General features: G+C 68.5%; 22 protein-coding genes and 5 tRNA genes. 21 read left to right on the top strand and 6 right to left on the bottom strand.

Annotation, left to right across the window (positions count from 1 at the left end; all coding sequences use genetic code 11):
* Positions 1-439 precede the first annotated feature (439 nt).
* The 3 genes from IEW87_RS00135 to IEW87_RS00125 form a co-directional block, all read right to left on the bottom strand.
* Positions 440-512, bottom strand: a tRNA-Phe gene (locus IEW87_RS00135).
* Positions 513-576: 64 nt separating this feature from the next.
* Positions 577-650, bottom strand: a tRNA-Asp gene (locus tag IEW87_RS00130).
* Positions 651-693: 43 nt separating this feature from the next.
* Positions 694-766 (bottom strand) — tRNA-Glu (locus tag IEW87_RS00125).
* A 192-nt stretch (positions 767-958) separates the two neighbouring features.
* Here IEW87_RS00125 and IEW87_RS00120 point away from each other — a divergent pair.
* Positions 959-2,431 carry a M23 family metallopeptidase gene (locus tag IEW87_RS00120; protein WP_188710307.1) on the top strand — a complete coding sequence of 491 codons (1,473 nt, stop codon included), beginning with the start codon at positions 959-961 and terminating at the stop codon, positions 2,429-2,431.
* A gap of 60 nt (positions 2,432-2,491) precedes the next feature.
* On the opposite strand, the gene ppa is transcribed toward IEW87_RS00120, so the two are convergent.
* Positions 2,492-3,028 (bottom strand): inorganic diphosphatase, encoded by a 537-nt coding sequence (ppa, locus tag IEW87_RS00115; protein WP_188710306.1) that lies wholly within the window; start codon positions 3,026-3,028, stop codon positions 2,492-2,494.
* Positions 3,029-3,096: 68 nt separating this feature from the next.
* Here ppa and tilS point away from each other — a divergent pair, with 68 nt between their 5' ends.
* The 12 genes from tilS to lysS all read left to right on the top strand — a co-directional run bounded on the left by tilS (position 3,097) and on the right by lysS (position 14,712).
* Complete coding sequence (gene tilS, locus IEW87_RS00110; protein ID WP_229730795.1) at positions 3,097-4,107, top strand: tRNA lysidine(34) synthetase TilS; 1,011 nt, start codon at positions 3,097-3,099, stop codon at positions 4,105-4,107.
* A gap of 64 nt (positions 4,108-4,171) precedes the next feature.
* A complete protein-coding gene (gene hpt, locus IEW87_RS00105) occupies positions 4,172-4,723 on the top strand; it encodes a hypoxanthine phosphoribosyltransferase (protein WP_188710304.1) in 552 nt (183 codons plus the stop codon).
* Between the two features lie 120 nt (positions 4,724-4,843).
* Positions 4,844-6,841 carry an ATP-dependent zinc metalloprotease FtsH gene (gene ftsH, locus IEW87_RS00100; RefSeq protein ID WP_188710303.1) on the top strand — a complete coding sequence of 666 codons (1,998 nt, stop codon included), beginning with the start codon at positions 4,844-4,846 and terminating at the stop codon, positions 6,839-6,841.
* A gap of 21 nt (positions 6,842-6,862) precedes the next feature.
* Positions 6,863-7,498, top strand: a complete 636-nt coding sequence (folE, locus tag IEW87_RS00095) for a GTP cyclohydrolase I (RefSeq protein WP_188710302.1) — start codon at positions 6,863-6,865, stop codon at positions 7,496-7,498.
* On the top strand, positions 7,495-8,295 hold the full coding sequence (gene folP, locus IEW87_RS00090) for a dihydropteroate synthase (RefSeq protein ID WP_188710301.1): 801 nt from the start codon (positions 7,495-7,497) through the stop codon (positions 8,293-8,295). Before folE ends, folP begins: the two co-directional genes overlap by 4 nt.
* On the top strand, positions 8,286-8,660 hold the full coding sequence (folB, locus tag IEW87_RS00085; protein ID WP_229731157.1) for a dihydroneopterin aldolase: 375 nt from the start codon (positions 8,286-8,288) through the stop codon (positions 8,658-8,660). Before folP ends, folB begins: the two co-directional genes overlap by 10 nt.
* On the top strand, positions 8,657-9,181 hold the full coding sequence (gene folK / locus IEW87_RS00080; protein ID WP_373285070.1) for a 2-amino-4-hydroxy-6-hydroxymethyldihydropteridine diphosphokinase: 525 nt from the start codon (positions 8,657-8,659) through the stop codon (positions 9,179-9,181). The genes folB and folK overlap by 4 nt, the downstream gene beginning before the upstream one ends.
* Positions 9,178-9,666 (top strand): DUF3180 domain-containing protein, encoded by a 489-nt coding sequence (locus tag IEW87_RS00075; RefSeq protein ID WP_188710299.1) that lies wholly within the window; start codon positions 9,178-9,180, stop codon positions 9,664-9,666. Before folK ends, IEW87_RS00075 begins: the two co-directional genes overlap by 4 nt.
* Positions 9,667-9,940: 274 nt before the next feature.
* On the top strand, positions 9,941-10,477 hold the full coding sequence (locus IEW87_RS14940; RefSeq protein ID WP_229731156.1) for a PH domain-containing protein: 537 nt from the start codon (positions 9,941-9,943) through the stop codon (positions 10,475-10,477).
* Positions 10,474-12,126 (top strand): PH domain-containing protein, encoded by a 1,653-nt coding sequence (locus tag IEW87_RS00065; RefSeq protein ID WP_229730793.1) that lies wholly within the window; start codon positions 10,474-10,476, stop codon positions 12,124-12,126. The genes IEW87_RS14940 and IEW87_RS00065 overlap by 4 nt, the downstream gene beginning before the upstream one ends.
* Before the next feature lie 138 nt (positions 12,127-12,264).
* A complete protein-coding gene (locus IEW87_RS00060) occupies positions 12,265-12,978 on the top strand; it encodes a Rossmann-like and DUF2520 domain-containing protein (RefSeq protein ID WP_188710297.1) in 714 nt (237 codons plus the stop codon).
* 216 nt (positions 12,979-13,194) lie between these two features.
* Complete coding sequence (gene lysS, locus IEW87_RS00055) at positions 13,195-14,712, top strand: lysine--tRNA ligase (RefSeq protein ID WP_188710296.1); 1,518 nt, start codon at positions 13,195-13,197, stop codon at positions 14,710-14,712.
* On the opposite strand, the gene IEW87_RS00050 is transcribed toward lysS, so the two are convergent.
* Positions 14,705-15,847, bottom strand: coding sequence for a DUF4192 family protein (locus tag IEW87_RS00050; protein WP_188710295.1), 1,143 nt, complete (start codon positions 15,845-15,847; stop codon positions 14,705-14,707). The two genes, lysS and IEW87_RS00050, sit on opposite strands and share 8 nt — an antisense overlap.
* 170 nt (positions 15,848-16,017) lie before the next feature.
* Between IEW87_RS00050 and IEW87_RS00045 the strand changes: the two genes are divergently transcribed.
* A complete protein-coding gene (locus IEW87_RS00045; protein ID WP_188710294.1) occupies positions 16,018-16,194 on the top strand; it encodes a hypothetical protein in 177 nt (58 codons plus the stop codon).
* Positions 16,195-16,227: 33 nt separating this feature from the next.
* Positions 16,228-17,688: a cardiolipin synthase gene (gene cls / locus IEW87_RS00040; protein WP_188710293.1), complete on the top strand. Its 1,461-nt coding sequence runs from the start codon at positions 16,228-16,230 to the stop codon at positions 17,686-17,688.
* Here the strand turns inward: cls and IEW87_RS00035 are convergent.
* Positions 17,641-18,672 (bottom strand): diacylglycerol/lipid kinase family protein, encoded by a 1,032-nt coding sequence (locus IEW87_RS00035; RefSeq protein WP_188710292.1) that lies wholly within the window; start codon positions 18,670-18,672, stop codon positions 17,641-17,643. The genes cls and IEW87_RS00035 overlap by 48 nt on opposite strands.
* A gap of 65 nt (positions 18,673-18,737) precedes the next feature.
* Here IEW87_RS00035 and serS point away from each other — a divergent pair, with 65 nt between their 5' ends.
* The 6 genes from serS to IEW87_RS00005 all read left to right on the top strand — a co-directional run bounded on the left by serS (position 18,738) and on the right by IEW87_RS00005 (position 23,977).
* Positions 18,738-20,009: a serine--tRNA ligase gene (serS, locus tag IEW87_RS00030; protein ID WP_188710291.1), complete on the top strand. Its 1,272-nt coding sequence runs from the start codon at positions 18,738-18,740 to the stop codon at positions 20,007-20,009.
* A complete protein-coding gene (locus IEW87_RS00025; RefSeq protein ID WP_229730792.1) occupies positions 20,006-20,869 on the top strand; it encodes an HAD-IIB family hydrolase in 864 nt (287 codons plus the stop codon). Before serS ends, IEW87_RS00025 begins: the two co-directional genes overlap by 4 nt.
* 95 nt (positions 20,870-20,964) lie before the next feature.
* A tRNA-Ser gene (locus IEW87_RS00020) sits at positions 20,965-21,052 on the top strand.
* A gap of 19 nt (positions 21,053-21,071) precedes the next feature.
* Positions 21,072-22,328, top strand: a complete 1,257-nt coding sequence (locus tag IEW87_RS00015; RefSeq protein WP_188710289.1) for an LCP family protein — start codon at positions 21,072-21,074, stop codon at positions 22,326-22,328.
* Positions 22,329-22,396: 68 nt separating this feature from the next.
* A tRNA-Ser gene (locus tag IEW87_RS00010) sits at positions 22,397-22,488 on the top strand.
* Positions 22,489-22,735: 247 nt separating this feature from the next.
* Entirely contained in the window at positions 22,736-23,977 is a 1,242-nt protein-coding gene (locus tag IEW87_RS00005) for an MFS transporter (RefSeq protein WP_188710288.1), read from the top strand.
* Positions 23,978-24,400: the final 423 nt, after the last annotated feature.

Raw genomic sequence — 24,400 nt, 5'->3', positions numbered from 1 at the left:
AGCCGACGCGTGACGGTCGACCACAAGAGAGGTCGTCCGGGCCGACGCTCCGCTGAGGCCCTTAGGTGCTGACGCGGCGGTCAGGACGGCGGAGCTGTGCTTTCTCGCACGGGCGAGGGTCGGTGTCATCGACGAGTCCTTCGGTCGTTCGCCCGTCCGCATCCAGGAGTGCAGCAACCCGAAGTGCGTCGCCCCAGGGAGACGGTTGTGAGGGACGGAAACCACTGCGCAGCGACGCAGGGGCGTGAGGATCGACCCAAACCGGCACAGCTGTTGCGGAGCAGCTGTTTCACTGCGGCCAGCTTCAGGAAGGGGAGCACGCGCGCCCAACAGTCTCAGCCGGCCAGCCCGGGGGAGTGCCACTACCCGGGCAAAGCAAAACCCCCGCCATGTAGAAGCTAGGCGAGGGTTTCTAGGATGATTGTAACGACCATCCCTGTGGCTCCGACCGGCGTCGATCCGGTGACCTTTCGATTTTCAGTCGAACGCTCTACCAACTGAGCTACAGAGCCGAGCGACGGTATGCCGCTTCCTACACGAAGGGCCTTCTTTTTCAAGAAGGCCCGCCGCTCAGAGCGACCCTGACGGGACTTGAACCCGCGACCTCCGCCGTGACAGGGCGGCACGCTAACCAACTGCGCTACAGGGCCAGATGTGTGCATTTCGCACAATTTTCAATTATATCAGGCGGTGTGACCCCAACGGGATTCGAACCCGTGCTACCGGCGTGAAAGGCCGGCGTCCTAGGCCGCTAGACGATGGGGCCGAGCGGCTGACCGAACCCATGGGGCCCATGTGCCAACTCATCAATCTTACGCACGGCCTGTCCTGATTCGCAAAATCGGGGCGCGCCATACGGCTTCCGGGCGTGTCGGTAGGGGAGGATGCAGGCGCAGCGACACGTGATCCGCATGTGTCACCTGTTGATTATGTGTCGAATGTTGTTACTGTGACGAATGTGAACTCAGCTCCTCGCGCGCCCGAACGCGCAGACGACGCCGCTGAGGCGTGCGACTGCGCGCCGACGCCCGACGAGCGGCGCCGCCTCTGGGCGCCGCTGTCGCGTCGAGGCGCGCTCGTCGCGGGAGTGCTCGGTGTGGCCTCCCTCGGAGCGCTTGCCGCTTTCAACGGATCCAGCCGCGCCGCCGCGATCACGTACAACCCCGAGGACTACCCGACGTGGGATGACGTCGAGCGCGCTCGACGCAACGAAGCCGACAAGGCCTCGGAGATCTCGCGCATCGAGTCGCACATCGCGCAGCTGAAGAACGCCGTCGCCGAGGCACAGGCGGCCGCCGAGAAGGCGGCTGACGAGTACTACGAGGCTCAGCAGGCGTATTACGAGGCCGCCTACCGCGCCGACGAGCTCCAATCGCAGGCCGACGAGCAGGCGAAGCAGGCGACGAAGGCCGCTGGCGCCGCCGCGAAGGTCGCCTCCCAGCTCTCGCGCTCGAGCGGCGACAGCACCCCCTACGAACTGCTCTTCGCGGAGTCTGCCGACGATGCCGACGAGCTCCTGTCGAAGCTCGGGCGCCTCGACAAGCTCGCGCAGCGCAACGAATCGATCTACGCCGAGGCCGTGGCCGCGCGCGATTCGGCGCAGCACCTCACCAATCAGGCCAAGGAGGCGCGCAAGGAACGCGACCGTCTCCAGCAGGTGGCGCAGGAGAAGATGGCCGCCGCGCAGGAGGCGCAGCGCGTCGCCGAGCAGGTGCTCGCGGACCAGGAAGATCACCTCATCACGCTCGAGCAGCAGCTCGCCGCGCTCGAGGACAACTCCGACAAGAAGCTCGCCGACTACAAGGAAGGCGAGAAGCGTCGCAAGGCCTACGAGGAAGAGCAGCGCCGTAAGGAAGAGGAGCGCCGCCGTAAGGAAGAGGAGCGCCGGCGAAAGGAAGAGGAGCGCCGCCGCAAAGAAGAGGAAGAGCGGCGCCGCCGCGAGGAAGAGAACAACAACGGCGGCGGTGGGGGGTCCCCCGCGCCTCCGCCGCCTCCCCCTCCTCCCTCGCCGTCCAACGGCTGGGTGCGACCCAGCAGCGGAGGGCGCACCTCGGGCTACGGATGGCGCGTCTCGCAGTGCGGACCGTCGTACTGCTCGAGCTCGTTCCACGCGGGCGTCGACCTCGCGGCCGGCTGCGGTGCGCCGATCTTCGCGGCGCACTCCGGCACGGTGGAATATGCGGGCTACAACGGCGGTTACGGCAACTACATCCGGATCAACCACGGCGGCGGCATCGGCACCGGCTATGCGCACATCGTCGACGGCGGCATCGTTGTCGGCTACGGCCAGTACGTCAATGCCGGCGACGTCATCGCCTACGAGGGCAACACCGGCAACTCCTTCGGCTGCCACCTGCACTTCGAGGTCTACGTCAACGGACCGACGGTGAACCCGATCGACTTCATGGCCAACCGGGGCATCTGGGTCTGACCCTGCGGCAACGCCGCGGCGCCCCGGTCCTTTCGGATCCGAGGCGCCGCGTTATCGCGATCAGTTGCGCGAGTCGGGGAACTCTCCCTCGCCCTGCGTCTTCGTCTGGCCCTCGCCAGCTTCGAAGCGCTCGTAGGCTTCCGTCACGAGGCGCTCCGCCTCTGCGGCGTCGGCCCAGTCATCGACCTTGACCCACTTGCCGGGCTCGAGGTCCTTGTAGTGCTCGAAGAAGTGCTCGATCTCCTTGCGGGTGTACTCGCCCAGATCGTTCACGTCCTGGATGTGGTCCCAGCGGGGATCCTTCGCGATGACCGCGACGACCTTGTCGTCGCCGCCGGCCTCGTCGCTCATCTTCAGCACGCCGACCGGGCGCACCTTCACACCGACGCCGGGAAACACCGAGTGGTCCATGACGACGAGTACGTCGAGCGGGTCGCCGTCCTCGCCGAGCGTGTTCTCAAAGAACCCATAGTCCGTCGGGTAGCCGAAGGTCGTGTAGAGCACGCGGTCGAGGAAAACGCGCCCCGTGCCGTGGTCCACCTCGTACTTCACGCGGCTACCGCGCGGAATCTCGATTACAGCGTCGTACGCGCCCATACCTGTTGTGCTCCTTGTTGTCGAGGGGGAGACGTCCGCGGATAACCCTAACCGCTACCGTGGGGAGCGTGCTGGATCCCGTTATCGCCGCCGTTCGCCGTGCCGTTCGCGAGTCGCTCGCGCCGCTTGCCGGATCCGGTTCCCGCGTTCTCGTCGCGCTGTCCGGCGGCGCCGACTCCCTCGCGCTGGCCGCGGCCACCGCATACGAGGCGTCGCGCGCGGGGCTCGAGATCTCTTCGGCGACGATCGACCACGGGCTGCAGAGCGGATCCGCCGAGGTCGCCGCGCGCGCCGCGGAGCAGGCTCGCGACATCGGGATCGCGGACGCGCGCGTCGTCCGCGTCGACGTCGATGGTGTCGGCGGGCCGGAGGCGGCGGCGCGTGACGCACGGTATGCTGCACTGCGCGAGCTCGCGACGACAACCGGATCCGCCGCTGTGCTCGTCGGCCACACGCACGACGACCAGGCTGAGACCGTGCTGCTCGGGCTGGCACGCGGATCCGGCACCGCGAGCCTCAAGGGCATGTCGCCGCGCGCGCTCGACGACCGCGGCATCGCGTGGATCCGGCCGCTGCTCGGGGTCCGCCGCGAGGAGACGCGCGCGTTCTGCGCCCACGAGGGCCTTGAGCCGTGGACAGACCCGCACAACGCGGATCCCCGCTTCGCGCGCGTGCGGGTGAGAGATCGCGTGCTCCCGGTGCTCGAGCAGGAGCTCGGCCCCGGCATCGCCGACGCCCTCGTCCGGACCGCCGATCAGTTGCGCGAAGACGACGAGGCGTTCGCCGACATGATCGACGAGATCATCGAGGACATCGTCGAGCCGTCGGAGGCGGGCATCGCGGTGTCGGCCGCCGCGCTCGCCGCGAACCCTCCGGCGCTGCGCAATCGCGTCATCCGCCACGTCGTGCGCAGCGAGTTCGGCGTTTCGCTGACCCGCACGCAGACGCAGGAGGTCGCGCGCCTCGTCACCGACTGGCGCGGCCAGGGCCCCATCGATCTGCCCGCCTGCATCGCCACTCGCCGCGGCGGTCTCGTCCACGTCACCGCGAACGAACACGATTCTCGCCAGAGCACATGAAGTAGCGTGTGCGTTCGCGAAAAACGTGTGCGTTCGCGCCCGGGTGCGCGCGTAGGGTGGATCCATGCGAGCCGCAGACATTCAGGCAGACCTCGACCGCGTCCTCGTCACGGAGGAGGAGCTGCAGGCGAGACTCGCCGAGCTCGCCGCCGAGGTGAACCGCGACTACGCCGGCAAGGACATCCTGCTGGTGGGCGTGCTCAAAGGCGCGATCATGGTCATGGCCGACTTCGCGCGGCACCTCACCATCGACGCACCGATGGACTGGATGGCCGTCTCCAGCTACGGCGCCTCGACGAAGTCGAGCGGCGTCGTCCAGATCCGCAAGGATCTCGACACCCCGCTCGACGGGAAGCACGTGCTCGTCGTGGAAGACATCATCGACTCCGGCCTGACGCTGCACTGGCTGCTCGAGCACTTCGCCACCCGCGGCGCCGCCTCGATCGAGGTGCTCACGGCGCTGCGCAAGCCCGACGCGATGAAGGTCGAGATCGACGCGAAGTACGTCGGCTTCGACATCCCGAGTGACTTCGTGGTCGGCTACGGTCTCGACTACGCGGAGGGCTACCGCGGCCTCCGCGACGTCGCCGTGCTCGCCCCCCACGTCTACTCCTGATCCAGCGGGGTCGTTCCGCCGTCGGCGAATCCCCGGCGGCCTGATAACTGCGGCCGGTAACCTGGGAGGAACCGCGTCAGTTGCGCGACCAGCCAGGAGGAGTCGGGGCACCCGAAGCACATGAACGTCAAGAAGATCATTCGGCATCCCGTCCTGTACGTGGTGCTCATCGCCGCCGCACTGATCGCCGGCTTCTCACTGTTCACGACGTTCAGCGGCCCGAAGCACGTGACCGTGCAGGAGGGCATGGAGCTGCTCGGCGGCGAGAGCGTGACCGAAGCGCTCATCACCGACGGCGACCAGCGCGTCGATCTGACGCTCTCCGACGCTTACGAGGGCGCCACCGAGGTGCAGTTCTACTACGTCTCGGCGCGCGCTGACGACGTGGTGCAGGCGGTTGAGAATGCGGATCCGGCAGACGGCTACGACGACGCGGTGCCGCAGGCGTCGTTCTTCGGCAGCCTCCTGTCGATCATGATCCCGGTCCTGCTGCTCGGCCTGCTGTTCTGGTTCCTGCTCGCGAACGCCCAGGGCGGCGGACGCATGGCGCAGTTCGGCAAGTCGCGCGCGAAGAACGTCACGAAGGAGAACCCCGACGTCACGTTCGCGGACGTCGCCGGCTCGGACGAGGCCGTCGAGGAGCTGCAGGAGATCAAGGACTTCCTGTCGGACCCGACGCGGTTCCAGCAGCTCGGGGCGCGGATCCCCAAGGGCGTCATGCTCTACGGTCCTCCCGGAACGGGAAAGACCCTGCTTGCGCGCGCCGTCGCGGGCGAGGCGGGCGTGCCCTTCTACCCGATCTCCGGATCCGACTTCGTCGAGATGTTCGTCGGCGTGGGCGCGAGCCGCGTGCGCGACCTGTTCAACCAGGCCAAGGACAACGCCCCCGCGATCATCTTCATCGACGAGATCGACGCGGTCGGACGTCACCGCGGTGCCGGCATGGGCGGTGGCCACGACGAGCGCGAGCAGACGCTGAACCAGATGCTCGTTGAGATGGACGGCTTCGACCCCAACGCGAACGTCATCGTGATCGCGGCGACGAACCGCCCCGACATCCTCGACCCCGCGCTGCTGCGTCCCGGCCGCTTCGACCGGCAGATCGGCGTCGACGCCCCCGACTTCAAGGGGCGCCTGCAGATTCTGCAGGTTCACGCGCGCGGCAAGCCCATCGCCGACGGCGTCGACCTCGAGGACGTCGCGCGCAAGACGCCGGGCTTCTCGGGCGCCGACCTGGCGAACGTGCTCAACGAGGCGGCGCTGCTGACGGCACGCTCGAACGCGCAGCTCGTCGACGACCGCGCCCTCGACGAGGCGATCGACCGCGTCATCGCCGGCCCCCAGCGTCGTACGCGCGTGATGAAGGACAAGGAAAAGCTCATCACGGCGTACCACGAGGGTGGGCACGCGCTCGCCGCGGCGGCGATGAACTACTCGGATCCGGTCACCAAGATCACGATCCTGCCGCGCGGCAAGGCGCTCGGCTACACGATGGTGCTCCCGCTGGAAGACAAGTTCTCGATCACGCGCAACGAGCTGCAGGACCAGCTGACGTACGCGATGGGCGGCCGCGTCGCCGAAGAGATCGTGTTCCACGACCCCACGACGGGCGCCTCGAACGACATCCAGAAGGCGACGGACATCGCCCGCAAGATGGTCACCGAGTACGGCATGACGACGGCCGTCGGCCCGGTCAAGCTCTCGGGCAGCTCGGGCGAGGTCTTCATGGGCCGCGACATGGGGCACGGCCGAGACTATTCGGACGGGATCGCGGAGCGTATCGACCAGGAGGTGCGCGCGCTCATCGAGCAGGCGCACAACGAGGCCTACGAGGTGCTCAACGCCAATCGCACCGTGCTCGATCGGCTCGCTCACGAGCTGCTCGAGAAGGAGACGCTCGATCACCGGCAGATCGCGGAGATCTTCCGTGATGTGAAGAAGATCGACCAGCGTCCGCAGTGGCTCTCGAGCGAAGAGCGCCCGGTGTCGCCCGTGCCGCCGATCGACGTGCCGCGCGCGGCCGCGCAGGCGGATCCGGGCCCGGCTGCGGAGGCAGCGGCGCCGCAGGCGAACACCAATCCCGAGACCGGCGGATCCCCGCGACCCGCGACTGCGTAGCCCGGACGACAGGAGAGCGTGATGGCCGTCGACACGGAACGGGTTGCCGCCCTGACGCGCGAGCTGCTCGAGGCGATCGGAGAGGATCCGGATCGCCCCGGCCTGCGCGAGACGCCCGCGCGCGTCGCGCAGGCCGCGGTCGAGCTCTACTCGGGTCTCGACGCGGATCCGATGGAGCCGCTCGCGAAGACGATCGACGTCTCGCGCGGGCCCGCCCCCGAGACGGTGCCGACGGGCGCCGTGCTCGTACGTGACCTCGGGTTCCGGTCGACCTGCGAGCACCATCTGCTGCCGTTCCAGGGGCGCGCGCACATCGCGTACATGCCGGGGGAGCGCGTCGTCGGACTCGGCTCGCTCGCGCGCGTGCTCGACATCGTGTCGGCGCGTCCGCAGGTGCAGGAACGACTCGGGGAGCAGGTGGCCGATGCGATCCACCACGGTCTCGACGCCGAGGGCGTCTTCGTCATGCTCGACGCGGCGCACGACTGCCTGCGGACCCGCGGTGAGAAGCGCCCGGACAGCACGACTGTCACCATCGCGACGCGCGGCAGTCTCGCCACCGAGGCGGCGCGCGCGGAGATGGCCGCCTACGTGATCATCGGCGTGCAGAACAAGACGACGGACGAGCCCACGATCGCGGGCCGGGACCAGCCATGATCGAGATCATGGGCATCGTCAACGTGACGCCCGACTCCTTCAGCGACGGCGGCGAATTCCTCGACCACGACGCGGCCGTGACACAGGGGCGTGCGCTCGTCGCCGACGGCGCGACGATTCTCGACATCGGCGGCGAATCGACGCGGCCTGGATCGCATCCCGTAGGGTCGGAAGAAGAACTCCGGCGGATCCTGCCGGTGATCGAGCGCCTCGCAGACGGGCCCGCTCTCGTGAGCGTCGACACCTATCGTGCCGATGTCGCCGAGCGCGCGGTCGCCGCCGGCGCGGCCATCATCAACGACGTGTCGGGCGGCCGGGCCGATCCCGACATGTTCCGGATCGCGGCCGACACCGGCGCGCAGATCGTGATCGGGCACTGGCGCGGTCCGTCGGCAGACATGTACGCGCTCGCCGACTACGACCGGGTCGGGCGCGAGGTCGCCACCGAGCTCGCGGCCCGCGTCGAGGCCGCGCTGGCGGCAGGCGTCGCGGCCGAGCGGATCGTCGTCGATCCCGGCATCGGCTTCGCAAAAGCCGGCGAGCAGAACTGGCAGCTGCTGCGCGAGCTCGCCGATGTGACCGCACTCGGGCACCGCGTGCTCGTGGGCACCTCCCGGAAGCGGTTCCTCGCCGGACCCCTCGGCGGCGACGCCTCGCGTGAGCGACGCGATCACGCGACGGCGATCACGAGCGTTCTCGCGCAGCGGGCGGGGGCGTGGGGGGTGCGCGTGCACGGCGTCGCCGCGACGCGCGACGCGCTCGCGGTCCTCGATGCGTGGGACGGCGGATCCGCATGACCGACGAGATCACGCTGACGGGCCTTGCGGCCTACGGCTATCACGGAGTCTTCGCGCACGAGCGCCGCGAGGGGCAGACCTTCCTCGTCGACGCGACGCTCCGGGTCGACACGCGCCGGGCATCGGCGAGCGACGATGTCGCCGACACGGTGAACTACGGCGAGCTCGCGGACGCGATCGTGGCGATCGTGGAAGGCGAGCCCGTGGACCTCATCGAAACGCTCGCCGACCGCATCGCGCGCGCCGCGCTCCGCGACGACCGCGTCACCCAGGTCGCCGTCACCGTGCACAAACCCGACGCGCCGATCTCCCACCGGTTCGCCGACGTGTCGGTCACCGCGCGCCGCACACGGGAGGACGTGTGACGCGCCGCCTCGCTGAGCCGATTCGCCAGGCGATGACGCGCCACGGCGCCCCGATCGTCATCGCGCTCGGGGCGAACCTCGGCGACCGTTCGCAGTCGCTCGACGCGGCGGTGCGCGAGATCGCTGAGCTGCCGCTCACGAGCGACGTTGTGTGCTCGGATCCCGTCTCGTCGGTCGCGATGACGCGTGACGGGCCGGATCCGACCAAGCCGGGCTACCTCAATGCCGTCGCGACGGCGCGCACGCGGCTCGCTCCTTCGCTCCTGCTCGCCGGTCTGCACGCGATCGAGCAGCGCCACGGCCGCGTGCGCTTCGAGCGATGGGGAGATCGCACCCTCGACCTCGACCTCATCGCGTACGGCGCGATCACGAGCGATGATGAGCGCCTGACGCTGCCGCACCCGCGTGCCCACGAACGGGACTTCGTCCTCGCGCCGTGGCTCGCCGTCGATCCCGATGCCCATCTCCCCGGGCACGGCGCGGTCGCCGACCTCGTCGCGACGCTGGCGGAGGCGACGTGAAGCGCACCGCTCCGATGACGCTCGTCGCCTGCGCCGCTCTCGGTGCCGCGACCGGATACATCGTCGACCTCGCGCTGACGAACGCCGGGCGCGCGACGTACGCGCCGAGCATCATGCTCCCTGTCCTGCTCGTCGCCCTCGGAATCTGCTGCCTGCTGTTCGCGTGGCCGATCCGACGCGCCGTGCGCGACGAGAAGGCGCCGCGCGTGGATCCGTTCCGCGCGGTGCGCGTTGCAGTGCTGGCCAAGGCCTCGAGCATGGTCGGCGCGCTCGCCGGATCCTTCGCGCTCGGACTCGTGACATTCGTCCTCACACGACCCGTCTCTCCCGCAGTAGGCTCGATGGCGGAGACGATCGCGACAGCGGTCGCGGGGGCTGTTCTTGTGATCCTCGCGCTCGTCGCCGAACACATGTGCACGCTGCCGAAGGATCCAGATGACCGCGAGTCAGACCCCTCCTCTTCCGGAGCAGAACCCGAGTTCTGAGCCGGCCACGCGCCGCGAAGCCGCGGAGCGCGCCGCTCAGGAACAGCCGCAGCAACCAGCCTCGGATCCGTCGGCGGAGCCGGCACCCGATCAGCCCGTGCCTCCCGCGCCGCAGCAGGTTCCGCCGCGGCCCCCTGCGCCGCCGCAGGCCCCACCGTCCGCGGAGCCGCAGCACTCACCGCCGCACGTGGCGCCGGGACAGGAGCCCGCGCCGCACGGCGAGCCCGCGCAGAGCGTTCCCTCGGCGCCGGACTTCCCACCCGCCGGAGATCCGATCGCCGCGCCCGAGAGCCTCGACGAGGAGACCTACACCGCGTTGCGCGAACCACGTGCGGGCGGCCTGCAGCTCGATGGCACGTGGCACCAGATCTCGCCGAAGTACGTGGTGTCGCAGGTCGTGCAGAGTGTGGCCCTGGTGGTGTTCGTCGTCGCAGCTGCCGTTGTCGTGTCGCTCATCTCCGAACAGCCGTGGCCATGGATCGCCGCCGGAGTGATCGTGATCGTCCAGGTCGTCGGGCTCATCATCCTGCCGCGCCAGGCGCGCGCACTCGGCTACATGCTGCGCGCGGACGACATCGTGTTCCGCAGGGGCATCCTGTGGCAGCGGGTCGTGGCGGTGCCGTACGGGCGCATGCAGCTCATCGACATCACGCATGGGCCGCTCGACCGGGTGTTCGGCATCGCGAAGCTCAAGATGGTCACTGCCGCCGCGTCGACCGGCGTCGAGATCCCTGGCCTCACGGACACCGCCGCGGAGGCGTTGCGCGACACGCTCATCGACGTCGCGGAGACCCGGAGGACCGGTCTGTGAGCGTTCCCGCGGATCCGCAGCAGCAGCCCGCCGAGGCGGTGCTGCCGGGAGGCGGGAACAGCAACCTCGCGGACGGTGAATGGCACCGCCTGCACCCCTTGACGCCGCTGTTCAAGGGCGGCCTCGTGATCGTGATCCTGTTCGGTGTCGTGATCGCGAATCTCCGCGACCGCCTCATCTTCATCGGCATCGGAATCTTCGCGCCCGACGAGGTGCAGGACGACATCGAGTTCGAGTCCGAGGATCCGATCAGCTGGGCGCTCGACTGGACGTTCGCCAACAACATGATGTTCCTTGCGGCGATCGCCATCGTGCTGGTCGTGGCGGCGTTCGTCGTCGGGTACTGGCTCGTCTGGCGGTTCCAGCAGTTCCGCATCACCGACGAGAACGTCGAAGTCAAGAAGGGCATCATCTTCCGGTCGCAGCGGCGTGCGCCGCTCGATCGCGTGCAGGGAGTGAACCTGACGCGACCGTTCCCCGCGCGCCTGATCGGCATGGCCAAGCTCACGCTCGAAGGGGCGGGGACGGGGGCCGACGTCGCGCTCGAGTACCTCGCGACGAACCGCGCCGAAAGTGTGCGCGCCGACATCCTGCGCCTTGCGTCCGGCGCGCGCCAGCAGCGTGCCCAGGATCGATCGTCCGGCGAACAGCGGGAGTCGCTCAGCGGGACCGTCAGCAGCGGGGTGTCGGACATCATCGGCGGCGTCGAGCAGGACGATGTCGCTCCTGAGACGGTGGTGCGGATCCCGCTCGGCCGCCTGATCGGCTCGCACGCAATCACCGGTGCGATGTGGATGGTGTTCTTCCTCGTGGTCATCGGCGGAACCGTGTTGGTGCCGATCGCGATCTTCGAGGATGGTCCGGACAGGTGGATCGCAATGTTGATCGCGGGGCTCAGCACCGCGATCCCGATGATCATCGCGGCGGTCGCCGTCGTCTGGAACGCGCTCCAGAAGGGATTCCGCTACTCGATCGCGCCGACGCCGGATGGCGTGCGCATCTCGAGTGGCCTGCTGACGACCGTCAGCCGCACGATCCCGCCGGGACGCGTGCACGCGGTCGAGATCACGCAGAACCTCCTGTGGCGTCCGTTCGGCTGGTGGAGCATCCGCATCAACCGCATGGGCGGGACGAGTGCGGCGCAGCAGAACAGCTCGCAGGCGCAAGCCGCGGCGATCATCCTGCCCGTCGGAACTCGCGCGGACGTCGAACGCGTCGCGTCGCTGCTGCTGCCCCACGCCCCCGAAGGGGATGAGCTGTTCGTCTGGCAGCACGGCATGCTCGGGCCACAAGAGAACGACCCGTTCACGACGACGCCGAAGCGTGCGTTCATCTGGCACTGGCTGCAGCGCGGTCGCCTCGGCGTACGCGTGACGAACTTTGCGTTGCTCGTGCGCCGCGGTCGGCTCGGACGACGTCTCGCGATCTTCCCGCTCGCGCGGCTTCAGGGGGTCGGGGTGAGCCAGGGCGTCATCGCGCGGAATCAGCGTCTCGGCCACCTGCGCGTGCATACCGTTCCCGGGCCGGTCTCCGGCGCGGTCAGCTCGCTCGATGTCGATGATGCCCAGCGCCTCGCCGACGTCGTCAGCCGCGGTGCGATGGCGGCGGCGAACAGTGACCAGACCCACCGCTGGGCCGAGGTGTCATAAGCGCGGATCGCTCTCGCCGAGCGTCGGGTAATTGCGCGGGTTGCGGCCGATTCGACACATATCTCGAGACGGCCGACGAATTCCGAGACGCTCGACAAAGTCATGCGCGGGCCGACTCCGGCGTGGAAAGGTGGACGAATGAAGCGAGACGGCAGGCTGGGCGTCGGCATCGTCGGCGCGGGACGCGTGGGACCGGTGCTCGGCGCCGCGTTGGCGGGAGCCGGGCACCAGATCACGGGCATCACCAGCGGATCCGACGATGAGCGCGCGGCCGCGGTGCTGCCAGGGGTCCCCGTGCTCGACGCGCCCGACGTGATCCGCCGCAGTGAACTCGTGCTCATCGCGGTACCGAGCGCGCGCCTGGCTGAGATCATCGCGGGATTCGCCGAGGCGGGGCTATTTCAGCCCGGGCAGCTCGTGCTGCACACGGACGCGGCGCACGGCATCGACGTGCTCCGACCGGCGGTCGCGGCAGGCGCGATCCCGCTCGCGGTGCACCCCGCGATGACTTTCACCGGCACGTCGATGGATCTGCGCCAACTGGCGGCCACCTATGCCGCCGTCAGCGCACCGGGGGCCGTGCTGCCGATCGCGCAGGCGCTCGCGGTGGAACTCGGGTGCGAACCCATCGTCGTCAGGGACGAGGATCGCGCGGCGTACGCCGAGGCGATCGAGACGGCGACGCAGTTCTCGCGTCAGATCGTGCAGCAGTCGACGGGGATCCTGCGCGGCATCGGCGTGGAGAATCCCGGCGGCTTCCTCTCGGCCCTCGTGCGCTCGACGGTCGACCACGCGCTGCAGCAGGCGACGCCGGCCATTCCCGACGTCCTCCCGCCCGACCTCGACGCCTGAGGATCGCCAGTTCTCGCACGGGGTGGATCGCCCGACCCACCCGCCGGTCCCCACGTGACGTGGGTCGCCAGAGATTGCGGCTGGGCGTCGCCCAGCGCCGCAATCTCTGGCGACCCACATGGTGACTGACGGGCACGACCCGCGGGAGGGGGTTTCCAGCAGGTGGCCAATAGACTGGGGCGAGCCTCCAGCCGACCCGAATGAGAGACCTCGCGCATGACTGATACGCCCGCAGAGCACGCTGCCACTGAAGAGGACGACGTCTTCGAGCAGAAGTCCGTGCGGATGGCGAAGCGCGCGCGTCTGATCGACGAGAGCGCCTCTGCCGCGGACGGCCCCTACCCGGTCTCGGTCGCGGTGACCACGACGATTCCGGCGATCCGGACCGAGTACGGCGACCTCGAGGCTGGCGCCGAGACGGGCGTGATGGCAGGCGTCGCCGGCCGCATCGTCTTCAGCCGCAATACGGGCAAGCTCTGCTTCGCGTCGCTCCAGGCGGGCGACGGGTCGCGGATCCAAGCAATGGTCTCGCTCGCGAAGGTCGGCGACGACTCGCTCGCACGGTGGAAGGAACTCGTCGACCTCGGCGACCACGTCTTCGTCTCCGGCGAGATCATCTCGAGCCGTCGTGGCGAGCTGTCGATCATGGTCGAGGACTGGCACATGGCGGCGAAGGCGATCCTGCCGCTGCCGAACCTCCACACCGAGCTGAGCGAGGAATCACGCGTCCGCCAGCGTTACCTCGACCTTCTGGTGCGCGACCAGGCGCGCGCGACCGTGCGTGCCAGGGCGACGGTGATGAAGAGCCTGCGGCAGACCTTCGACGGGCAGGACTTCCTCGAGGTGGAGACGCCGATGCTGCAGGTGCAGCCGGGCGGCGCCGCCGCGCGTCCCTTCGTGACGCACTCGAACGCCTTCGACACCGAGCTGTTCCTGCGGATCGCCCCCGAGCTCTACCTGAAGCGCGCCGTCGTCGGCGGCATCGACCGGGTCTTCGAGATCAACCGCAACTTCCGCAACGAGGGCGCCGACTCGACGCACAGCCCCGAGTTCGCCATGCTCGAGGCCTACCAGGCGTACAGCGACTACAACGGCATCGCCGACCTCACCCAGCAACTCATCCAGCAGGCGGCGATCGCGGTGCACGGATCGACGACAGTGACCTGGGCGGACGGCAGCGAACACGATCTCGGCGGTGACTGGTCGCGCATCTCGATGTACGCGTCGCTCTCCGAGGCCGCGGGCCGCGAGATCACGCCCGAGACCTCGCTGTCGGAGCTCACCGCGCTCGCCGAGGCCAATGACGTAGAGATCCCCGAGCACGCGACGCACGGCAAGCTTGTCGAAGAGCTGTGGGAGCACTTCGTCAAGCAGCACCTGACCGCGCCGACCTTCGTCATGGACTTCCCGGTCGACACGAGCCCGCTCGTGCGCGATCATCGGTCGGTCGCCGGCGTCGTCGAGAAGTGGGACCTGTACGTCAACGGGTATGAGCTGGCCACCGGCTACTCGGAGCTCGTCGACCCCGTCATCCAGCGGGAGCGCTTCGTCGAGCAGGCCAAGCTCGCCGATCGCGGCGACGTCGAGGCGATGCGCATCGACGAGGACTTCCTCCGCGCGCTCGAGCACGGCATGCCGCCCACGGGCGGGATGGGGCTCGGCATCGACCGGCTGCTCATGACGCTCACGGGCCTCGGCATCCGCGAGACGATCCTCTTCCCACTCGTCAAGTAGCCGGCTGGGCGACCCACCACGAGGGGGCGAGCGGCGACCCCTCGGGGTCGTACGCCCACCCGGGGATCATGCCGCCATCGGTCATCCGCGCGACGAGACTCGCGAACGACAGATGCGGATCCAGGTCGAGCGCGAGCTGCGCATACCGCGCGGCGTGGGTGGCGCCGCCGAGCGCCCACGAGAGCCAGCCGCACACGGCGAGAAGGCTCGCGCGATGGGAATCGGGCGTGCGCGCGACGAGGGAACGGACCGCGTCGCGGGCCCTCTCGAGGCGTGCGCGGTCGGGCCGCGGGCCCTCGCCGGCGATGCGGACGGCGAAATCGGGCGTGCGCGTCTCTCCGCGCAGCCAGCTCGCCTGCCATTCGCGGGTCATCCGCGCCTCGTCGGCGTCGCCGGTCCACTGCGTCAGCACGACGTCGCGCAGAGCAGGGCTGCGCAGGATCCACGCCCAGAGCGCCGCCTCCGCAGGGTCCGGAGCGGCGTCGTCCGTGACGAGCCGCTCGGCCAGTGCGTACGGATCCGCGTCGAACGCCGCCAGCTGCGCGTCCACATCCGCGAGATCCGTGGTCCCCTTGGCTTCGTCATCCAGCCGAGTGAAGGCGTCTCCGGGAAGGCGTGACAGCGCGGCCAGTCTCGGGCGGACGAGCGCGATCTCGTCTTCGGACACCGCGATGTCGATGCCCGCCCACTGGCTCGGTTCGACACGGAGTTCGCGCTCGGGATCCGCCTCGGCGATCTCGGCCAGTGGGCGCGGGACCGCCTCGTCGTAGGACGCCCAGCCGTCGGCGGCGACGCACAGCTCTCCGACGACGCGCAGGCCGCATGCTTCGGCCCGGTCTCCCACGAGCGCGACGAGATCCTCGTGCGCGACGCCCGCGCCGTCGAGCACGGGGCCGTCGGTGTAGATCACGACGATCACGCTCTCAACATCGGGCACGCGACAGGCATACCCGATGGCCGTGGCGGCGGTCTGGGCGATCTGGGCGGCTGGCGGGAGATCGATGCGGAGCACGCCGCGCGTGTGGGTGCCGCTGACCGGCACCAGGACGAGACTGTCGCGCGGCGTGAACCCCACCTGGTGGGGGAGCGAGGCGAGCAGAGGAAGAGCGGACGGGGGAGCGATTTGTGAGGTCATGCCCCGATGTTCGCGGCATCACCGGTGCGCGAGTGCGGAGTCCACAGGCTCGCGGCGGCGAACCGTGCCTGTGGACCAGTCTCCCGACCGATTCGACACGCGCGGCGGCTGATCCGCGGGCACCGGTCGGCACACAGCCGCCCCCGATCTCGTGCCGGTAAGATGAAGCCGTGGACGATTACTGGATGGCGGCTGCCTGGTCGATTCTGCCGACCATCGTCATCACGATCCTGTTTTTCTGGATCCTCCGCAACATCCTGAAGTTCGACCGCACCGAGCGCCGCTCCTACGCGAAGATCGAAGCCGAAGAGCGCACGAGACGCGGTCTTCCTGCACCGCGCGACTGACTCCTCTAAGCTCGTCCGCAGGGAGGTCGAGTGTTGGAGTGGCTGACATGGTCCGCGGCCTGGGCCACCTTCGTCGTCGTCATCGACATGACGATTCGGATCACAGCAATCATGTTCGTGCCTCCGGGGCGTCGTCCGACCTCGGCGATGGCATGGCTCCTGCTGATCTTCTTCCTGCCGGTGCCCGGCGTCCTGCTGTTCCTGCTTATCGGAAACCCGCGCCTGCCGAAGAAGCGCCGCGAGGTGCAGAGCGAGGTCAACAGCTTCCTGCACGCGGCGAACGACTCGCTTGAGCTCGGCACCCTGCTGCCGAACCCGCCGGAATGGTTCGAGTCGATCGTCGACATGAACCGAAAGCTCGGCGCCCTGCCGCTGTCGGGAGACAACGGTGCGCGCCTCATCTCGGACTACCACGAGAGCATCCGGGCGATGACAGAGGCCGTCCGCGGCGCGCAGCGCTACGTGCACGTCGAGTTCTACATCCTCAAGGCCGACGCCGCGACCGAGGACTTCTTCGTCGCGATGGAAGAGGCGATCGCGCGGGGCGTGCCCGTGCGTGTGCTGATGGACCACTGGGCGAACCTGTCGAAGCCGCTGCACCGGCAGACGAAGGAGCGCCTCACCCGCATGGGCGCTGACTGGCACCTGCTGCTGCCGCTCCAGCCGCTCGCGCGCAAGTTCCAGCGCCCCGATCTGCGAAACCACCGCAAGCTCCTCATCGTCGACGGCGACGTCGCGTTCCTCGGTTCCCAGAACCTCACGGATCCGTCGTACAACGTGCCGAAGAACATCCGCCGCGGCCTGCAGTGGGTCGACCTCATGGTCCGCCTCGACGGCCCCGTCGTCCGCTCCGTCGACGCGGTCTTCCTCACCGACTACTACAGCGAGACGAATGAGGTGCCGGACGGAATCGACCTCGCGGAGGTCACGGCCGGATCCGACGACTACGACTGCCAGGTCGTGCCGTCCGGCCCCGGGTTCGAGAGCGAGAACAACCTCCAGCTGTTCCTGAGCCTGCTGTACGCGGCCCAGGAGCGCGCGATCATGGTCAGCCCCTACTTCGTGCCGGACGAGGCGCTGCTGCGTGCCGTCTCTGGAGCGGCCGCGCGCGGAGTGCAGGTCGACCTGTTCGTCAGCGAGACGAGCGATCAGGCCATCGTCTACCACGCGCAGCGCAGCTATTACGAGACGCTGCTGCGCGCCGGGGTGAACATCTGGCAGTACCGTGCGCCGTTCATTCTGCACACGAAGTCGCTGTCGATCGACGACGAGACGGCCGTCATCGGGTCCAGCAACATGGACATGCGCTCGTTCGGCCTCAACTTCGAGGCGTCGTTGCTCGTGCGCGGGCGCGAGTTCGTCGACGAACTGCGCGACGTCGAGGAGCTGTACCGTCAGAACTCCACGCTGCTGACGCTCGAGGAGTGGCTGAAGCAGCCGTTGCGCTCACGCGCCCTCGATAACCTCGCGCGTCTCACGAGCGCGCTGCAGTAGGCGACCGCCGCGCGGCAGAGCCACGAGCAGGGCGCCCTGGTCGACGCGGCAGTGGATCCGCGAGGCGAAACCGAAGCCGTCGCCGTCGAGCTCCACCGGACTCGGCTCCGGTGACGCCGCCTCGACGGCGCGACCCGCCAGATAACGGATCGACTGGTTGCGCGTGCGCTCGACCACGCGTCGGCCGAGGCGGGAGCGGCGCAGCACCGAGTTGTCCCACCACACCTTCCGCCACACGCCGATCCACCCGAACAGTCCGGCGGGCTGGATCAGCGCGACGTCCAGGAGTCCGTCGTCGATCTTCGCACCCGGCACGAGCTCGATACCCGCGGGAAGCGCGCCGCAGTTCGCGAAGAGCACGCTCTGCACCTTGACCGAGTGCAGCGAGCGACCGTCGACCTGGTAGGCGATGCGGAACGCCTTCGCCGTCGGCAGCGACCGCGCGGCGCCGTCGACGTACGCCACCCAGCCGAGCTGCTTCTTCATGCGGGGGTTCGTGTTCGCGATCATGGCGGCGTCGAGCCCCATGCCGGCCATCACGACGAACGCGTGCGTCTCGGCCTCGCCGCTCGCGCGCGTGAGTGTCGCCAGTCCGATGTCGACGCCGGTCACGTCGCCGTCGAACGCGGCGCGCACCATCGGATCCATGTCGTCGAGTGGCAGGAGCAGGTTGCGCGCGAGCAGGTTGCCCGTGCCGCTCGGCACGATCGCGAGCGGCACCCCGGATCCGCGCATCGCCTCCGCGACCGAGCGCACGGTGCCGTCCCCACCCGCGACGAGAACGACGTCGACGCCTTCCGCGAGCGCGCGACGGGTCGCCTGCTGCCCTGGATCCTCGATGGTCGTCTCGAGCAGGAGCGGTTCGCGCCAGCCGGCTCGCGCGGACTGCGCCGTGACGGCCGCGACGAAGCGGTCGACGCTGCGCACCTTCACGGGGTTGTAGACGGCGGCGGCCCGCTTGCGGTCGCCGAACTCGTGGCCCATGCGCTCACTCTACGCACGCGCACGTTCCCCGGCTTCGTGCACATCCGGCCGATAGACTGAGTGCTGTGATCGATCCCGCACTTCTTCGCGAAAACCCCGAGGCCGTCACGCGTTCGCAGATCGCGCGCGGTCGCTCTCCCGAGAGCGTCGATGCCGCGATCGCCGCCGAGGCGCAGCGCCGGGCGGCGCTGACGACGTTCGAGGAGCTGCGCGCCGAGCAGAAGGCGTTCGGCAAGCAGGTCGCGCAGGCGTCCAAGGAGGACAAGCCCGCCCTCGTGGCGAAGGCACAGGATCTGGCGCAGGCCGTGAAGGACGCGCAGGCCGCGTCGAACGCGGCCGAAGACGCGTACCGCGCGGCGATCGATGGCATCGAGAACATCGTGCTCGATGGCGTCCCGGCTGGCGGCGAGGAGAACTTCGTGACGCTCCGCGAGGTCGGCGCGGTCCCGACCTTCGACTTCGAGCCGCGCGATCATCTGCAGCTCGGCGAGATGCTCGGCGCGATCGACATGGCGCGCGGTGCGAAGGTGTCGGGCGCGCGCTTCTACTTCCTCACCGGCATCGGCGCCCGCCTCGAGATCGCGCTGATGAACTACGCGCTCGACACGGCGCTGAAGAACGACTTCACGCCCATGATCACGCCGACGCTCGTGCGCCCGGACATCATGGCGGGCACCGGTTTCCTCGGTGAGCACTCCGACGAGATCTACCACCTCGCAGACGACGACCTCTACCTCGTCGGCACGAGCGAGGTCGCGCTCGCCGGGTACCACCGCGACGAGATCCTCGAGCTGCCCGAGAGCGGATCCCTGCGATACGCGGGCTGGTCGACGTGCTACCGCCGCGAGGCCGGCGCGCACGGCAAGGACACGCGCGGCATCATCCGCGTGCACCAGTTCAACAAGCTCGAGATGTTCGTCTACTGCGACCCCGCAACCGCCGAGGCCGAGCACGAGCGGCTGCTCGCGCTCGAGGAGCAGATGCTCACCTCGCTCGGGCTCGCCTACCGCGTGATCGACGTGGCCGCAGGCGACCTCGGATCCAGCGCCGCGCGCAAGTACGATACCGAGGCCTGGGTGCCGACGCAGGACGCCTACCGTGAACTCACCTCGACCTCGAACTGCACGACCTACCAGGCGCGTCGACTCGGGATCCGGCACCGTCAGGACGACGGCGGCAAGACGCAGACGGTCGCGACCCTCAACGGCACCCTCGCGACGACTCGATGGATCGTCGCGCTGCTCGAGACGCATCAGCGCGCCGATGGATCCGTCGTCGTGCCGGAGCCGCTGCGCCCTTACCTGGGTGGCCTCGAGGTGATGGAGCCGATCACGTGACGGATCCTCTGCTCACCGCAGCGCCCCGCGCCGCGCGCGACGGACAGCAGTGGCTGATCGCGCTCGACATCGACGGCACGGTGCTCCTCGAAGATGACTCGCTCAGCCCCGGCGTCGTCGACGCCGTTGCTGACGCCGTTGCGAACGGACATATCGTGACGCTCGCGACGGGGCGCAGTTGGGAGTCGACCGTCCACGTGCTCGAATGGCTCGGCCTGACCCCCCGCTATGTGGTGACGGCGAACGGCGCCACCATCATGGAGCGCGACGACAGCGAGGCGACGAAGTACCGTCGGCACATCATCGAGACCTTCGACCCGACCGAGGTGCTCACGCACATCGAGCAGCACCTGCCCGACGCTCACTACATGGTCGAGCTCGCCGACGGCACCCGCCTGTTCAATCAGCAGCTCGATGACTGGAACCTCTCCCACGCGAACGCACACCGCGTCGACATCGCGGACATGAAGGGCCAACAGGTAACCCGCGTCGTCGTCATCTCCGAGGAGCACGACGACGGCTCGTTCAACGACTTCGTCGAGCGCATGGGCCTGCATCAAGTCAGCTATTCCGTGGGCTGGTCGGCGTGGCTCGATATCGCCCCGCACGGCGTCGACAAGTCGACCGCGCTCGAGCAGGTCCGAGAGAGCCTCGAGATCGCACGGGATCGCGTCGTCGTCGTGGGTGATGGGCGCAACGACATGCAGATGCTCGACTGGGCACGCGAGGCCGGCGGCGAGGCCGTCGTGATGGGCCAGGCGATCGCCGAGGTCGCCGAACGCGGTTCGCGCATCACAAGTTCTGTCGAGGCGGGCGGCGTCGCCCACGCGCTCGCGGCGATCGGCGTCATCGCGCGCTGAAGCAACCCATATGCGACGCTCAGGTATGGCGTGCAGAATCTCGCGAACGTTCCTCCGCTAGAATCGGCCCCGGCCGGTGAGCACCGCTCACCTGGGGAGAGTTGTCCGAGCGGCCGAAGGAACTGGTCTTGAAAACCAGCAAGCAGCAATGCTTCGTGGGTTCGAATCCCACACTCTCCGCCATCAGCCGGAAGGGAACCGAGTGAGCAGTTCGTCGAGGGGCCGCCTGCCCGGTCCGATCGCGCGCCACACGAAGCTGCGCTCGCCGAGTTTCGTCCGACGGATCCTCGCCGGCATCGCCTTCGCACTGTCCGCAGTGCTGGTCGCGACCGTGGGCGTCGCGGCCTATGCGTACAACGACTATTTCGGCGCACTGCGGGACAACGCCGTGACGATCGGCGACCAGGGGACCGAACCGCCCGACGTCGACGTGCTGCCGGATGAGGAAGTCAACATCCTCATCGCGGGCGTCGACAAGTGCGAGGTCGACTGGGTCGAACAGTTCGGCGACCGCTGCTCGATGGAACAGGCACTTGCGCAGGAAGACACGTTCTCGAACCAGCTCAACGACGTCAATATGGTCGTGCACGTGTCTCCGGAGCCGCGGCGCGTGACCGTCGTCAGCATCCCGCGCGACCTCATGACCTCGCGTCCGGAGTGCACAGACATCGACGGGAACCCGACGTCGGGGGCCACCGTCGCGGCGTTCAACGAGTCGTACGGCACGGGCGGACTCGACTGCGTGGCGCGGACGGCGGAGGAGCTGACGGGCCTCGAGATCCATCACGCTGCCCTCATGACCTGGGGCGGCGTGATCGAGGTGACTAACGCCATTGGCGGCGTCACGGTCTGCCTCGAACAGGAGATCCCGTTCGACCGCGAGACGAACTTCGAGCTCTCGGTCGGCGAGCACACGCTCGTCGGAATGGACGCGCTGCAGTTCCTCCGCACGCGCAAGACCCTGCAGACCGGATCCGACCTCGACCGCATCGGCAACCAGCAGCTGTACATGGGGGCCCTCGTGCGCAAGCTCGTGAGCGAGGAGACGTTCGGTGACGTGGGCAAGCTGTTGCGGCTTGCGAACGCGGTGACCGAGAACACGACCGTGTCGACGGGCCTCGCCGACCCGATGGCGATGGTCTCGATCGCGAGTGCGCTGCGCGGAATCCCGCTCGACGACTACGCGTTCATTCAGTTCCCGGCGGTGGATTACGCCCCGGACCCCAACAAGCTCGCACCGGTGCCGGAGTCGTGGGACCTTATCGCCCAGGCGCTCGCGAACAACCAGCCGATCGATCTGGGCGAGGACGATCCCGATGCGACTGAGACGCCCTCGCCGACGGACACTCCGGAACCGACGGACACGCCCGACCCCAACCAGGTCGTGCTGCCCGACTACCTGCGCGGCTCCAACGCCGACGACGCGGCAAACTGCGCGCCGGCCGACGGCCTGTTCTGACACGCACGGTTTCGTGCTCGGGGTCGCGACCCGTTAGGATTATTCGACGCACCCCGCGCGGGCTGCGAGGAGACGTGCCGGAGCGGCCGAACGGACTTCACTGCTAATGAAGGGTCGGGGTTAAACCTGACCGGGGGTTCAAATCCCCCCGTCTCCGCCAGCGAAAACCCCAGCATTGCTGGGGTTTTCTCGTTCCCACCCTGAACATGACACAAATGGCTCGAAATCCGGTGTTTTCGGTGCATTTGCGTCAGGTTCGGGGCGGAGCGTTTCGGGAGTGTGCAGGTGCGTTCGCTACCCTCGACGCGGGTTCCCCTGCGGCGGGGCCCACCACAGGCTGTGCATCTACCGGCCGTCGGCATCTCCGGCGGACAGCGGCGGCACTCACCGCTCACCGTGAGGTGTCAATGTCCCACATCGACCTCGAATCCGCCCCCGCGGACCGCCCGCCTTCGCTCCTCCGCAGCGTCGGGCTCGGCTACTTCCTGATCGCGTTCTTCGCCCGCGTGCCGTTCGCGATGATGGTCGTCGGCGTGCTGACGATCGTGGCGACCGCGCGCGGATCCATCTCGGCTGCCGGGATGAGTTCCGCGGCGGTAGGCGTCGGCACCGCGTGCTTCGGTGCGTTGCTCGGAGCCGCGGCGGATCGTTTCGGCCAGCGGCCCGTGCTGATCGTCGTGGCGACCGCCAACGCGCTGCTCATGGTCGCGTTCGCCGCGGTCGTCTACAGCGACGCTCCCGATCTCGCGATGTACGCCGTGGCCTTCACCGTCGGCGCGACCGCGCCCCAGGTGGCACCGATGTCGCGAGCACGCCTCGTCGGGATGATCGACCGGATCACGCGACCCGAGCGACGGCCCCGGATCGTGTCATCGACCATGGCCTACGAATCCGCCGCCGACGAGACCGTCTTCGTCCTCGGTCCGTTCGTCGTGGGGATCCTCGCGGCCGGGCTGGCCCCCTGGGCGCCGCTCGTCGGGGCCGCGGTCCTCACGATGGCCTTCGTCGTCGCGTTCGCACTGCACCCGACCGCCCGTCGCGCACGCAACACCGGGCACGACAGCCAGCTGGCGTCACCCATCCGCGAGCTCTTCCGCGCACGCGTGCTCGTCATCGTGATCGGGATCTTCGGCGTCGGGCTCTTCTTTGGAAACACGCTCACCTCGCTGACCTCGTTCATGGCGGACCGGGGTGCGGCCGAGAGCGCGGGCGTCATGTACGGCGTGATGGGCATCGGATCCGCGATCTTCGCGCTGGGCGTGTCGATTCTGCCGGCGCGGTTCACGCCACGCGCGCGCTGGGTCGTGTTCGCGGCCGTGATGCTGCTGGGCAGCACGCTCGTCGCGACGGCCGACAGCATCGTCACCATGGTGGTCGCGCTCGGACTCGTCGGCATCGGGATCGGACCGACGATCGTCACGCAGTACAGCTTCGGCGCCGCGGCGAGCCCCGTCGGGCGATCGACGACGGTCATGACGATGCTGGGCTCGGGCGTCATCGTGGGTCAGTCGTTCGGATCCGCGCTCACGGGACAGATCGCGGAGACGCTCGGCACGCCGGCGGCCCTGCTGCTGCCGGCTCTCGCGGCCGCCGTCGTGCTCGGATCCGGCATCGTGAACGCCCGGCTGTATCGGCCCGTACTCCGCTGATTCCCGCGAGACACGCCCGGCGGCAGCCCCGATTGGCGCCCCAGGGGACACCCGCGTAATGTTTACATCTGTTGCCGCCAAGCGGTGAGGTCGAGTCGAGAGGCTCCCCGCCCCAGGTCGAGCAACAGACATCCTCTTCAGGTCGGGCTCAGGCTCGTGTGATTGGATGTAATTCTTCCCGCACACAGACGGTTTCAACTGCTTCGGCGTGTTGTTTTGACTGTTGATTGTGGTGTGGTTAGGATTGAGAAGTTGCCCCGGAGGGCTCGGCTTGGTTGTCGAGGGCTGGGTGCGTCTGATCTTTGAGAACTCAACAGCGTGCACTTGTCAAATGCCAAATTTTGTCCCTGTAGCCCTTTTTGGGGTTATGGAGATTCCTTTGGATCAATTGATGTCAGTTGACATTTTTATTGGTCAGTTTCA

The organism is Microbacterium faecale (assembly GCF_014640975.1).
GTDB classification, from domain to species: Bacteria; Actinomycetota; Actinomycetes; order Actinomycetales; family Microbacteriaceae; genus Microbacterium; species Microbacterium faecale.
Note: the sequence above shows the minus strand (reverse complement) of the source record. Positions and strands in the feature narration are given on the sequence as shown.